The organism is Micromonospora palythoicola (genome assembly GCF_036689795.1).
GTDB classification, from domain to species: domain Bacteria; phylum Actinomycetota; class Actinomycetes; order Mycobacteriales; family Micromonosporaceae; genus Micromonospora; species Micromonospora palythoicola.
On the sequence record NZ_JBAGKI010000054.1, the window covers coordinates 1 to 13475 of the forward strand.

The window sequence follows — 13475 nt, forward strand, 5'->3', positions numbered from 1 at the left end:
CCCCCCTCGGCGGGGGCCGCCGCCGGGGGGGCGGGGGGCGCGGCCCCGCCGCCCCCCACCTCACCGCCCCCGCCGCCCCGCCCCCCCCGGCCGGGCGGACCTCCGCGGACGCCGGATGAGCCCCGCGATCGCGGGTACGCCGAGCGCATGGAGCAGCCGGCGATCTCCGACTACGGATACCTCTCCGACTGCCGATCGGGCGCGCGGGTCAGCCGGGCCGGTTCGATCGACTGGTGGTGTCCGCACCGGTTCGACTCACCGTCGGTCTTCGGTCGACTGCTCGACCCGAGGGGTGGTTACTGGCAACTGGCGCCGGTGGCCGTGGGGCAGTCGGGGCACCGGGTGCAACGCTCGTATCACTCGGACACGCTGGTCCTGCGCACCGTGCACCACACCGCCGAGGGAAGTGTCGCGGTCACCGACGCCCTGGCCGCCGAGGTGGGTGCCCGCGCCCATGACTTCGGCATGCGCTCGCCGGCCGTGTTGCTGCGCGTCGTCGAGGGACTGTCCGGCCGGGTACCGATGGTGCTGGACTACCGTCCGCGACCGGAGTACGGCCTGATCAACCCGTACCTGCGGGAACTGCCGGATGGCGCGGTGGCGGCCGTGGCCGGTTCGGTGGATCTGGTGCTGCGCGGCTCCGGTTTCCCCCTACGCGCCGAGCGCGACGGAGTGAGGAACACCTTCACTGTCGACGAAGGGCAGGTGCTCGGCTTCGACCTGGCCTACGCACCGGCGTACGGCGAACCACCAGCCCGGCTGGACCCGGTCCGGGCCCTGGCGGACACCGTGCTGGCCTGGGAGGCGTTCCGCGAGAGCCACCGGTACGAGGGCCGCTATCCCGAGGTGGTGCGGCACAGCGCCACGGTCCTCACCGGCCTCACGTATGCCCGCAGCGGCGCGGTCGCCGCGGCGGCGACCACCTCCCTGCCGGAACGCATCGGCGGCGACCGCAACTACGACTACCGTTTCTGCTGGCTGCGGGACTTCGCGATGACCCTTCGGGCGCTGTGGGTGGCGGCCTGCCCGACCGAGGCGTCCCGCCTGTTCGAGTGGGCGGCCCGCTCGATCGGTCGGGTCGGCTCGGATCCGGTGCCCGTGCTGTTGGGGCTGGAGGGGGAGCGGGACGTTTCCGAACATGACTGCCCGCACGTCATCGGATATGCCGGAAGCGGGCCGGTGCGCGTCGGAAACGACGCCTGGCGGCAGCGGCAGCTCGACGTGCCGGGCGAGGTCATCTCGGCGGTGTGGCGGTTGCACGACTACCTCGGCGACCAGCTCGCCGAGGACCTGCGTGACATGGTGGTCGGTCTCACCGAACAGGTGGCGGCGACCTGGCGACTGCCCGACCGGGGCATCTGGGAGCAGCGCGACCGGGAGCGGCACTACCTGTCGTCGAAGGCGCTCTGCTGGGTGGCGATGGACCGGGCCGTGCGGTTGGCCCCACAGCTTGGTGAGCGGGCGGACGTGCGGCGCTGGGCGGGCATCCGGGACGAGATCCGGACGACGGTCCTCCGGGACGGCTTCGACGAGCGTCGCGGCGTCTTCACCGGTGCCCTCGGGTCGCCGGAACTGGACGCGGCGGCCCTGTACCTGCCGGTGGTGGGCTTCCTGCCGGCCACCGATCCACGGATGCGGGCGACCATCGAGGCGATCGAGCGGGAACTCGGCGGTGCCGACGGCCTGATCCACCGCTGGGATGGCGACCCGGCGAGCTTCGTGCTCTGCTCGTTCTGGCTGGTCGAGTGCCTGGTGCTGGCGGGCGAACGGGAGCGGGCGGCCCGGCTGTTCGAGCGGGTCAGTGGGCACGCCAACGACGTCGGGTTGTTCAGCGAGCAGATCGACCCGGCCACCGGGACGCACCTGGGCAACACGCCGCAGGCGCTGTCCCACATCGGTCAGGTCAACGCCGCGTGGCGGCTGACCGACCCGCTGCTCGACTGACCGGCGGCCCCCGTCGCGCGGGTCAGCGGGGCAGCACCGGTACGCCGGAGACGTCGATCGTCTCCGGATACTTCACCCCCGCGCCGGTGTTCAGCACGACGACCCGCTCGCCCGCCCGGATCCAGCCGCCGGCCCGCAGCCGGCGGGCGGCCGTCAGGCAGGCGGCACCCTCGGGGCAGAGCAGCAGCCCCTCCCGGGCGGCGAAGTCGCGCAGATCGGTGAGGATCTCGGCGTCCTCCACCGCGACAGCGGTGCCGGCGGTGGCCCGCAGCGCGGCGAGGATCAGCTCGTCGCCCAACGGTGCCGGAACGGTGATGCCGAACGCCACCGTGTGGGCGTCCTCCCACGGTTGTGCGCGGTCGTCCCCGGCGGCGAACGCCCGTACGATCGGCGCGCAGCCGGTGGCCTGCACCGCCACCAGCCGGGGCAGCTTGTCCTCGACCCAGCCCAGCTCCCGCAGCTCGCCGAGCGCCTTGTGGATGCCGATCAGCCCCACGCCGCCGCCGGTCGGATAGATGATGACGTCCGGCACCTGCCAACTCAGCTGCTCGACGATCTCGTACCCCATCGTCTTCTTGCCTTCGAGGCGGTACGGCTCGCGCAGCGTGCCGGCGTCGAAGACGGTGCCCTCGGCGGCCGCGACGAGCGCGGCCACCTGCCGCCCGGCGTCACCGATCAGGCCGTCGACCAGGCGCAGGTCGGCGCCGGCGGCCACGCACTCCCGGCGGCAGATGGTCGGTGCGGACAGCGGCATCACGATGGTGGCGCCCAGCCCCGCCCGGGTCGCGTAGGTGGCCCACGCCGCGCCCGCGTTGCCGTTGGTGGGCATGGCGATCCGCCGGATGCCCAGCTCGCGGGCCCGGCTGACGCCGACGGCGGCACCACGCGCCTTGAACGAGCCGGTCGGAGTCAGCCCCTCGTCCTTGACCAGCAGGTCGTCGACGCCGATGTCCGCGCCGTACGCCGGTGCGCGCAGCATCGGCGTCCACCCCTCGCCGAGGGTGGTGACGTTCCGTGGGTCGGCGACCGGCAGCAGCTCCCGGTAGCGCCACAGGTCGGCCGCGCGCAACCCGAACCGTTCCGGCTCGATCGCCCGCGCCGCCGCCGCGAGGTCGTAGCGCGCCAGCAGCGGCGAACCGCACTCGCAGAGGTTCTGCGGTACGTCGGCGTCGTGTTCCCGGCCGCAGCGCGGGCACTCAAGGTGGGTCAGATACACGCCGCTCCTCGCCGTCTCAGCCCGCGTCCACGCTGCGCCACGCGCGGCTGCGGCGGCCCGGCTCGTAGCCGGAGTCCAGCCGCTTCGCCACCACCCCGGGCAGGCCCTGGTCGCGCGCCGCGCGCATGGTCTCGGCACCGGCGCCGGGAAACCACGGCGGAGTCTGCCAGTGCGGCCCGGCCAGCGCCAGCGAGTCGAGCAACTCGCGGCGCTGCGGGTACGGCAACTCCAGGCTGCTCACCCCCTCCAACCAGAGCAGGTCGACGAGCAGGTACTGGGCATCGGCGCTGCCGCGCCCACCCCGCGCCGGCCGGACCTGACCGGCCCGGTCGATGCGGACCAGCACGCCGTCCAGCACGACCTCCGTCGGCGCCAGGGCCTCGGCCATCGGCCGCAACCACGGGTACCCGCCGGTGATCTCGGCACCGCTGTCGGAGAGCAGCCGCAGCCGCCCGCCGGAGACGTACGCGACCGCGCGGACCCCGTCCCACCGCAGCTCGTACCCCCAGGCGGCCTGATCGGTGGGCAGCCGGCCGGCCGGGGTGGGACGCATCGGCGCGACCAGGTCGGGCATGGTGGTCCAGCCCGGCGGCGGCGGATCGGTGCGGCGCACCATCCAGTCCCGGCCGTCGCGGCCACCGGTGGCGAACAGCACGTACCGCCCGGTGGTCCGGGTACCCCGCAGCTCGACCACCACCTCGCGGTCCTGCCACTTCTCGCAGCGGTAGGTGCCCTGGTCGTGGATGTGCATCCGCCCGCCGCCGTACTCACCGGCCGGGATCTCACCGGAGAAGTGGAGATACTCCATGGGGTGGTCCTCGGTGTGCACGGCCAGATGGTTGCGCCCCGGTTCGCGGGGCAGGCCGCGCGGCACCGCCCAGGAGACCAGCACCCCGTCGCGCTCCAGCCGCAGGTCCCAGTGCAGGCTGCGGGCGTGGTGCTGCTGGATGACGAACCGGGCCCGGTCGCCGGACCGGGCCCGCCGGGGACGCTCGGCCGGCACCGGCTCGGGGGTACGCGCGGCGTCCCGCTTGCGCCGGTACTCCTCCAGCCGGTCAGCCACGCACCGATTCTCCGGCAAATCGCGCCGACGCGCCCGTGCAGCGGGTCGACGCGTCCGATCTCGGGCATGCCGAGCGTCATCGGGGGTAGAACGGTCGACATGGACCACAGTGACCACCCCACCGCAGTTCTCCCCGGTGACGTCCGGATCCCGCTGCTCGGCTTCGGCACCTGGCAGGCGACCGGCGAGGAGGGCTACAAGGCCGTACTCGCCGCGCTCGACGCCGGTTACCGGCACATCGACACCGCCACCATGTACGGCAACGAGGAGGAGGTCGGCCGGGCGATCCGGGAGAGCGGGCTGCGCCGGGAGGACGTCTTCATCACCACCAAGCTCCCGCCCGAGCGGGTCGGCCGGGAACGGGAGACCATCGAGGAGAGCCTGCGTGCGCTCGGCGTCGACTACGTCGACCTGTGGCTGGTGCACTGGCCACCGAACGACTCCGGTGCCCTGATCCCGGTCTGGCGGGAGATGCTCGCCGCCCGCGACGCGAACCTGGCCCGGGCGGTCGGGGTCAGCAACTACAGCACCGCCCAGATCGACGCGCTGATCCAGGCGACCGAGGAGAACCCGGCGGTCAACCAGATCAAGTGGGGGCCCCGGCTCTACGACCGGCAGCGGCACGCCGAGCACCGGGACCGGGGGGTGGTGCTGGAGGGCTACAGCCCGTTCAAGACCACCGACCTCTCCGACCCGGTGCTGACCCGGATCGCCGGGGCGCACAACGTCTCGCCGGCCCAGGTGGTGCTGCGCTGGCACCTCGACCACGAGATCGTGGCGATCCCCAAGTCGGTGACGCCGGAGCGGATCCGCGCCAACGCGGACATCTTCGGCTTCTCGCTGAACGCCGAGGAGATGCGCGACATCGACGCCCTCGGCAACTCCTGACCTGGGGCCAGACGGCGCCCGCTGCGGACGCCGCCGCGAGGCGGAGCCGTCGCGACATGCGGCAACTCGGGCTCTCCCGTAGCGCGGAGAGCCCGAGTTGCCGCACCCCGGCACCCGCTCGTCAGGAGCGCGAACAGGCGGTGCCGTTGAGGGTGAAGCTGGTGGGGTTGCTGTACGACCCGCTCAGCGTGCCCTGGTAGCCGAAGCTGGCCGTGCCGCCGGGTGAGATCGTGCCGTTGTGGCCGACGTTGCGGGCGGTCACCGACGAGCCGCTCTGGCTCACCGTGGCGTTCCACGAGTTGGTCACCTGCTGCCCGGACGGCAGCGAGTAGGCCAGCGTCCAGCCGTTGATCGTGCTGGAACCGGTGTTGGTGATCTGCACGTCGGCGGTGAAGCCGTTGTTCCACGCGTTGGCCGTGTACTTGACCGCGCAGGCGCCGCTGCCGGAGGGCGGCGGGGTGGTGGTGGGCGGCGGGTTGTTGTTGCCGCCGCCGTTGACCGCGGCCGAGAAGTTCGTCACGGCCAGCCCGACGCCGCCCTGCCAGGGCTCGAAGCCGGCCTGGATGCTGGTCAGGTACCAGGAGTTGGTGATCGCGCCCCGGTTGCGGGTGTCGTTGATGAACGCCAGCAGGTTCAGGTTCGCGCTGCTGATCGCCGACGGGGCGACGTAGGAGATGACGTTGTTGGAGCCGTTGCTGCCCCGCCAGACCTCCCAGTTGCGGCCGTCGATGTTGGCGTTGCCGACCGGGGAACCGATGGGCTGGATGGGGCCCTGCCGGTTGAACCAGATCATGATCTCCATCTGGTTCACGCCGTCGCGCTTGGGCGACGGGTCGAGCCAGATGTCGTACGAGGCGTTGTAGATGCCGTTGCTCACGTACCGGTAGTTGATGCTGCTGGTCGCGCTGCTGATCTGGCTGACCTGGATCGGCAGGTTGGTGCCGGGCGAGCAGTTGGTGTAGTGGCAGCCGAGGAAGACCGACGGGTACGCCGTCGGAGCGCCGTTGGTCGGGCTGCTGCCGTTCTGGGTGATGATCTCGAAGCCGTTGTTCGTGACGTTGATGCACTGCTGGGCGGTGGTGCCCCAGCGGTTGTTCTGCACCACGTAACGGTTCTGGATCACGGTCGAGCCGTACTGCTCGCAGATCTGGGTGTCGGCGGAGGCGGTCCCGCCGAGGGCCACGGCGACGATCGAGCCGGCGGCGGCCAGCCCGACGGCCATGATGGCCCGCACGGTACGTCTCATGATGCTCCTAGCGCTGCGGCGTCGCCCGGACGCCGGGACGGATGCGGACGGAGCGTTCGGCAACGCGCCCCGACGGGTCCGGGAGCGCTCCCATGCTCATCGTCACATTTACATCCTTGAAACATTGGGCGCAACCGCTGAGGGTGATTGATGTCAATTGCGACGTGTGTCGTGGGCGCACGATCGGACATCCGCCGTCTCCGGCTGGCTGGTGACCAGCGCCGACGGGTGGATCCGCTGCTGCCGAGGGGTGCCGGAGGTGAGCCGGTTGCCTCTGGTGTGTACCGATTGCGCCGAGTAGTCTCTTGCCTTCAACGCGTGCCGAACCCCTCCGGAGGCGTACACCCCCATGCGTGGCTCCCCCCTGCGCATCCTCGTCGTCGGCGCGGGCATCGCCGGGCTGGCCGTGGCCCGGGCGCTGCGCCTGGCGGGCTTTCGGCCGGACCTCACCGACAAGGCGCCGCCGCACGACCTCACCGACGCCGGCCTGTACCTGCCCGGCAACGCGGCCCGCGCGCTGCGCCGGCTGGATCTCGACGGCCCCGTCCGCCCGTACGGGAAGGTCATCCACCGTCAGCGGTTCCTCGACTCGACCGGTGCGCCGCTGTGCGAGGTCGACCTCGACGCCCTCTGGGCCGGGGTCGGCGAGTGCCGCGCGCTCGCCCGATCCGACCTGCACCGGGTGCTGCTCAGCGGCGCCGGTGGCGCGGTGCGGCACGGCGCGGAGGTACGCACCATCGAGCTGCTGCCGGCCGCCGTCGGCGTCACCTTCGTCGACGGCACCCAGACCGAGTACGACCTGGTGATCGGTGCCGACGGACCGCGTTCCTCGATCCGGGCGCTGGCCGCGCTCGGCGGCCCACCCCGCCCGGCCGGGCAGGTGGTCTACCGCGGTGTCGTCCGGGACGGTCCGCCGATCGACGAGTGGACGGCCCTGCTCGGGCGCCGCTGCGGCTTTCTCGTGGTGCCGATCGGCGCCGGTCGGCTGCACTGTTACGCCGACGAGGCCGGCACCGAGCTGCCGGACGACCCGCTGGCCCGGCTGCGCGACCTGTTCGGCGAGTACGGCGGGCCGGTGCCGGAGGTGCTCGCCGCGCTCGACGGGGTGTACGCGACCACCACCGACGAGGTCGAGCTCGGGCGCTGGTACCGGGGCCGGGTGCTGCTGGTCGGCGACGCCGCCCACGCCACCGCGCCGACCCTGTCCCAGGGGGCCGCGATGGCCCTGGAGGACGCGGTGGTACTCGCCGAGTCACTGCGCGCGGCGGGCAGCGTCGAGGCGGCGCTCACCGCGTACGAGAGTCGTCGCCGGCCGCGTACCCGATGGGTGCAGGACCGGACCCGGGACCGCAACCGCACCCGCGACGTGCCGCCGGCGCTACGCGACCCGCTGCTGCGCGGACGCGGCGAGCGGATCTTCGGGGAGCACTACCGGCTGCTTCTCGGCCCGCTGTGATCACCCCCGGCCGACCCCACGCGGTGCTGTCACCTGCCGGGGACTATCCTCCTTGCGGATGACGGCCCGCCGAGTGAGCGCGTGCCGAGCGGGACAACCCAGAACCGGAGGCCACTCGTGACCACCGTCGCACCCAAGCCGGTCGTGACCCGGCCCTGGCCGGTCCGGGAGCCGGTCAAGGGGTCGGCCATCGCGCGGCTGCTGCGGACCACGGACGCGAAGCAGATCGGGATCATGTACATGGTCACCGCGTTCGTGTTCTTCATGATCGGTGGCCTGATGGCCCTGATCATGCGGGCCGAGCTGGCCCGCCCCGGGCTGCAGTTCCTGTCGCCTGAGCAGTACAACCAGCTGTTCACGATGCACGGCACGATCATGCTGCTGTTCTTCGCGACGCCCATCGTGTTCGCGTTCGGCAACTACGTGGTGCCCATCCAGATCGGTGCTCCCGACGTCTCCTTCCCGCGGCTGAACAGCTTCGCCTACTGGCTGTACCTGTTCGGCGGCACCATGGCCACCGCCGGCTTCCTCACCCCCGGGGGCGCGGCGGACTTCGGCTGGACCGCCTACACCCCGCTGAGCACCAGCGAGCACGCCCCGGGCGTCGGCGCCAACATGTGGGTGGTCGGTCTGGCCATCTCCGGTCTGGGCACCATCCTCGGCGCGGTCAACCTGATCACCACGATCCTGACCCTGCGCGCGCCGGGCATGACCATGTTCCGGATGCCGATCTTCACCTGGAACATGCTGGTCACCAGCCTCCTGGTGATCCTGGTCTTCCCGCTGCTGGCCGCCGCGCTGTTCGCGCTGGCCGCCGACCGGTTGCTCGGTGCACACGTGTACAGCCCGGAGACCGGCGGACCGATGCTGTGGCAGCACCTGTTCTGGTTCTTCGGCCACCCCGAGGTCTACATCATCGCGCTGCCGTTCTTCGGCATCATCAGCGAGATCATCCCGGTCTTCTCCCGTAAGCCGATCTTCGGCTACAAGGGCCTGGTCGCCGCCACCATCGCCATCGCCGGCCTGTCGATGAGCGTCTGGGCACACCACATGTTCGCCACCGGTCAGGTGCTGCTGCCGTTCTTCAGCTTCCTGAGCTACCTGATCGCCGTACCGACCGGCATGAAGTTCTTCAACTGGATCGGCACCATGTGGCGGGGGCAGATCAGCTTCGAGTCGCCGATGCTGTTCTCCCTCGGCTTCCTGGTCACCTTCCTCTTCGGTGGGCTGACCGGCGTGCTGCTGGCCGCCCCGCCGCTTGACTTCCACCTGCACGACTCCTACTTCGTGGTGGCGCACTTCCACTACGTGCTCTTCGGCACGATCGTCTTCGCGGTCTTCGCCGGGATCTACTTCTGGTTCCCGAAGATGTTCGGTCGGATGCTCGACGAGCGACTCGCCAAGATTCACTTCTGGCTCACCATGATCGGCTTCCACACCACGTTCCTGATCCAGCACTGGTTGGGCAGCGAGGGCATGCCCCGGCGGTACGCCGACTACCTGCCCGACGACGGCTTCACCACGCTGAACATGATCTCCACGATCGGCGCGTTCATCACCGGTATCTCGACGTTGCCGTTCATCTACAACTGCTGGAAGTCGTACAAGGCGGGCCCGGTGGTCGAGGTCGACGACCCCTGGGGTCACGGCAACTCGCTCGAATGGGCGACCAGCTCGCCGCCACCGCTGCGCAACTTCGACCGGATGCCGCGGATCCGCTCCGAGCGGCCGGCCTTCGACCACAAGTTCCCCGAGCTGGCCGCCGGACAGACCCTGGCCGGTCCGCCCGAGGGTGGTTCCAAGCCGCTGACCAGCGAGTCCGACGGTGGTGCCAGCTACACCGAGGACGTCGCCAGCGACACCGACCGTCGCTGACCCCATCGCCTCGCACGACGGGCGCCGATCCCCGCAACGGGGTCGGCGCCCTTCTCGTACTGCCCCTGCCACCAGGGAACCCCGCGCACGACAGCGCCACCCCGCTAGCCTCTGCCCACCGCCTCCCCCATGCCCGCTAGCCGGCTGGCGCCTGGGGCTCGTATCAGGCCGGGGACCCCATCCGCACCACTACCGCTGCCCCATCGGGTGTCGCTCTCCATGACGAGCGATCATTGGCGCAGAGCTTCACTCTGCGTGATGCCTCTGTTGGAACCCATCTGTCACCTTCCGTCCTTTGCTCTGCTTCAACCCACGCAATAGCGGTTAAGCTGCCCTTATGGGGCGACCCGGTAGGGGCGTGCCGGACGCTATGACACGGTCCGTAATTCGTTGCGTGGGTTGAAGCAGAGCAAGGCGGCGGATGGGGAAGGGTGGGGTGGCGAGGGTGGTCGCGTAACGTCACCAGCTCTGGGTTGGCCACATGGTGCCAGCGGCGGCGATCCGCCAGCTTTGCGGTGCTCTGTCCGGTCCTACGGGTCTCTGTCCGGCCGTGCGGTGCTGTGCCTTGCCGCGTCGGGAGTGGGTCAGGGGGCGGTCGGGGTGAGGGTGGTCGCGGAGGGCTCGTCGCCGGCCCGGGTGGCGACTGTGACGTCCGCGCGGCGGTGGCGTAGCTCGATCGGGAGCACCGCGAGGGCGACCAGGGCACCGACCGCGCCGGTGACCACGAAGCCCCACAGCGGCGCGGACATGTCGATGACCGCGCCGGCCAGCGGGGCACCCACCGCGATGCCGACGGTGACCGCCGAGCCGTGCAGGCCCATCGCCTCACCGCGGACGTCGGCCGGTGCGAGCCGGCTGACGGTGTCGGAGGTCGCCGCGATGGTCGGCGCGCAGAGCGCTCCCGCCGGGATCAACGCCAGGCAGAGCAGCCACCAGTGGGCACCGCCCAGGCCGACGGGGATGGTGCAGAGGCTCAACAGGCCCATCAGTGCCACCGGCGAGAACGAGCGGCGGACCGCGCCGTAGGCGAATCCGCCCAGCAGTGACGCCACCGCCCAGACCGAGAGCACCGCGCCGGTGAAACCGGCGTCGCCGCTCTCCCGCAGCACCGCGATGACCGCCACGTCGGTGCCGCCCAGCACCAGGGTCGCCGCGGCGCTGACCGCGAACACGGCGACCAGGCGCGAGGTGAGCCACTGTCGCCGCGCCACCCTTGGCTGCGGGCCGGTCGACACCTCGGCCGCGCTGCGTACCGGCGGATTGAGCAGCCACAGCACCAGCCCGGCGGCGACGATGCCGGCGCCGACGAGGTAGAGCGTGAGGCGGGCGGAGATGGTGGTGACACCCACCGTGGCCAGGGCCGGACCGATCATGAACGACAGCTCGACCGACATCGAGTCCAGGGCGTACGCCGGCCGGCGCTGCTCCGGCGGCACCAGCGCGGCGACGGACTGCCGGATCACCGAGAAGATCGGCAGCGCCAGCAGGCCGGCCAGGAACGCCGCCGGCAGCAGCAGGTAGTACGACAGCACCGGTGCGGTCGACCAGAAGGCGGCCTCGGCCACGGTGGTGAGAACCAGCACGGGCCGCAGGCCACGACGGTCCACCAGGCGGCCGAGCAGCGGGCCGCCGACCGCCGCGCCGACGGTGATCGCCGCGCCGACCAGGCCCGCCGCACCGTAGCCGCGCCCGAGATCCTGTACGACGTAGAACGTCAGCGTGACGCCGGTGGCGGTCAGCGGGACCCGGGCCAGCACCGCGACGAGCAGCAGCGACCGCAGACCGGGCAGGGCGAGCGCCTCCCGGTAAGGCTTCATGTTCACGTCGGTCCGTACCTCCGTCGGACATCCTCGACCGCCGGCGCGAGGGCTGCCAACGATTTAACGGCTCATGCGGCTTTGATCACAGGGGCACCGATTGTGGTGATCCCGGCCCCCTCGAACGCGCGTAACGCGACATCGGTGGTGTCCGGCGCGACCGCCGCCGTCAGGTCCAGCAGCACGGTGGTGGCGAAACCCTCCCGGGCGGCGTCCAGCGCGGTGGCCCGTACGCAGTGGTCGGTGGCGATGCCGACCACGTCCACCCGCGCCACGCCGCGTCGCCGCAGCCAGTCGGCCAGCCCTTCGCCGTCGTCGGCCTGCCCCTCGAACCCGGAGTACGCGGCGGCGTACTCGCCCTTGTGAAAGATCGCCTCGATCCGGTCGGTGGCCAGTTCCGGGTGGAACTCGGAGCCGGGGGTGCCGACCACGCAGTGCCGGGGCCAGGTGCTCACGTAGTCCGGCGCGTCGGCGAAGTGCGTGCCGGGGTCGATGTGGTAGTCCTTGGTCGCGACTACGTGATCCCAGCGGTCCGGCTCGGCGGCCAGCAACCGGGAGATCCCGGCCGCGACTCCCGCTCCGCCGGCGACGGCCAGCGAGCCGCCCTCGCAGAAGTCCTTCTGCACGTCCACGATGATCAGCGCGTTGCTCACCGACTCCACTCCTCTCACTCGGCGGGTACCACGGTGACCGGGATGGCCGGATCGCCCGCGGAGAGCTTGAGGCCCTCCCACGGGATCGAGATCAGGCACTGCCTCAGGTGCTCCCGCGACTCGTCGAGCGTCGGCAGGGCCATCGGCTCCCCGTCCACGACGTACGACCGTTGCAGCAGCCGGTCGTTGGGGCGGTGGTCCGGCACCCCCTGGGGTACGACGATCTCCTCGGTGGCGGTCCCGGTCGGCTTGTGCCGGCGGACCGCGACCTTGCGGCCGCCGATGGTCGCCTTCTGCTCGGACCGTTTGACCACCGGACGGCCCTCGACCTCGACCAACTTGTACACCAGCCCGGCGGTGGGTGCGCCGGAGCCGGTCACCACGGCGGTGCCGGCGCCGTACATGTCCACCGGCTCGGCGGCCAACGCCGCGATGGCGTACTCGTCGAGGTCACCCGAAACGATGATCTTCGTTTCGGTGGCGCCGAGGGAGTCCAGCAACTGCCGCGACTGCTGGGCGATCACGGCCAGGTCGCCGGAATCGATGCGGACCGCCCGCAGCTCCGGCCCGGCCACCTCGATGGCGTTCCGGATGCCCTGGCTGATGTCGTACGTGTCGACCAGCAGCGTGGTGTCCTTGCCCAGCGTGGCGACCTGCGAAGCGAACGCGGCCCGCTCGTCGTCGTGCAGCAGGGTGAAGGCGTGCGCGGCGGTGCCGGCGGTGGGAATGCCGTAGCGCTGGCCGGCGGCCAGATTCGAGGTGAACCGGAAGCCGGCCAGATAGGCCGCCCGGGCCGCCGCGACCGCCGCCTCCTCGTGCGCCCGCCGCGAGCCCATCTCGATGAGCGCCCGGCCGCGGGCGGCGGTGACCATCCGCGCCGCCGCGGCAGCCACCGCACAGTCGTGGTTGAGCACCGACAGCACGAGCGTCTCCAGCACCACGCACTCGGCGAAGCTGCCGGTGACGGTCAGGATCGGCGAGCCGGGGAAGAAGAGCTCGCCCTCGGCGTACCCGTCGATCTCGCCGGTGAACCGGTACCGCGACAGCCATTCGGCACCCGGCTCGTCCACCACGCCGGTGCGGCGCAGGAACTCGATCTCGGCCGGGTCGAAGCGGAACGCGCGGATCAGCTCGACGAGTCGTGCGGTGCCGGCGACCACGCCGTACCGGCGGCCGGCGGGAAGCCGCCGGCTGAACACCTCGAACACGCACCGGCGGTCAGCCGTGCCGTCCCGCAGGGCGGCGCTGACCATGGTCAGCTCGTAGTGGTCGGTCAGCAGCGCGGGACGAAGGGTGTGCACCCCCTCAGACTAGGGT

10 protein-coding genes are annotated in these 13475 nt (G+C 71.5%); 4 read left to right on the forward strand and 6 right to left on the reverse strand.

The annotated features are described in order from the left end of the window. Nucleotides 1–147 precede the first annotated feature (147 nt). Complete coding sequence (locus V5O40_RS21010) at nucleotides 148–1944, forward strand: glycoside hydrolase family 15 protein (RefSeq protein WP_332907052.1); 1797 nt, start codon at nucleotides 148–150, stop codon at nucleotides 1942–1944. A gap of 22 nt (nucleotides 1945–1966) precedes the next feature. Here V5O40_RS21010 and V5O40_RS21015 read toward each other — a convergent pair whose 3' ends face one another. Both V5O40_RS21015 and V5O40_RS21020 read right to left on the reverse strand, forming a co-directional pair. Further along, complete coding sequence (locus tag V5O40_RS21015; protein WP_332907053.1) at nucleotides 1967–3160, reverse strand: threonine synthase; 1194 nt, start codon at nucleotides 3158–3160, stop codon at nucleotides 1967–1969. A 16-nt stretch (nucleotides 3161–3176) separates the two neighbouring features. Then, entirely contained in the window at nucleotides 3177–4223 is a 1047-nt protein-coding gene (locus V5O40_RS21020; RefSeq protein WP_332907054.1) for a DNA polymerase ligase N-terminal domain-containing protein, read from the reverse strand. A gap of 99 nt (nucleotides 4224–4322) precedes the next feature. On the opposite strand from V5O40_RS21020, the gene V5O40_RS21025 reads away from it, so the two are divergent. Continuing rightward, nucleotides 4323–5111 (forward strand): aldo/keto reductase, encoded by a 789-nt coding sequence (locus tag V5O40_RS21025; protein ID WP_332907055.1) that lies wholly within the window; start codon nucleotides 4323–4325, stop codon nucleotides 5109–5111. Nucleotides 5112–5232: 121 nt separating this feature from the next. Here the strand turns inward: V5O40_RS21025 and V5O40_RS21030 are convergent, their stop codons facing one another. Next, nucleotides 5233–6357 carry a GH12 family glycosyl hydrolase domain-containing protein gene (locus tag V5O40_RS21030; protein ID WP_332907056.1) on the reverse strand — a complete coding sequence of 375 codons (1125 nt, stop codon included), beginning with the start codon at nucleotides 6355–6357 and terminating at the stop codon, nucleotides 5233–5235. Nucleotides 6358–6706: 349 nt separating this feature from the next. Here V5O40_RS21030 and V5O40_RS21035 point away from each other — a divergent pair, with 349 nt between their 5' ends. Next, nucleotides 6707–7813: an FAD-dependent monooxygenase gene (locus tag V5O40_RS21035; RefSeq protein WP_332907057.1), complete on the forward strand. Its 1107-nt coding sequence runs from the start codon at nucleotides 6707–6709 to the stop codon at nucleotides 7811–7813. A gap of 117 nt (nucleotides 7814–7930) precedes the next feature. Then, a complete protein-coding gene (ctaD, locus tag V5O40_RS21040; RefSeq protein ID WP_269739603.1) occupies nucleotides 7931–9688 on the forward strand; it encodes an aa3-type cytochrome oxidase subunit I in 1758 nt (585 codons plus the stop codon). A 584-nt stretch (nucleotides 9689–10272) separates the two neighbouring features. Here the strand turns inward: ctaD and V5O40_RS21045 are convergent. The 3 genes from V5O40_RS21045 to V5O40_RS21055 form a co-directional block, all read right to left on the reverse strand. Then, complete coding sequence (locus V5O40_RS21045; RefSeq protein WP_332907076.1) at nucleotides 10273–11505, reverse strand: MFS transporter; 1233 nt, start codon at nucleotides 11503–11505, stop codon at nucleotides 10273–10275. 71 nt (nucleotides 11506–11576) lie between these two features. Next, a complete protein-coding gene (locus tag V5O40_RS21050) occupies nucleotides 11577–12158 on the reverse strand; it encodes an isochorismatase family protein (RefSeq protein ID WP_332907058.1) in 582 nt (193 codons plus the stop codon). Nucleotides 12159–12172: 14 nt separating this feature from the next. Beyond that, a complete protein-coding gene (locus V5O40_RS21055) occupies nucleotides 12173–13459 on the reverse strand; it encodes a nicotinate phosphoribosyltransferase (RefSeq protein ID WP_332907059.1) in 1287 nt (428 codons plus the stop codon). Nucleotides 13460–13475 lie beyond the last annotated feature (16 nt).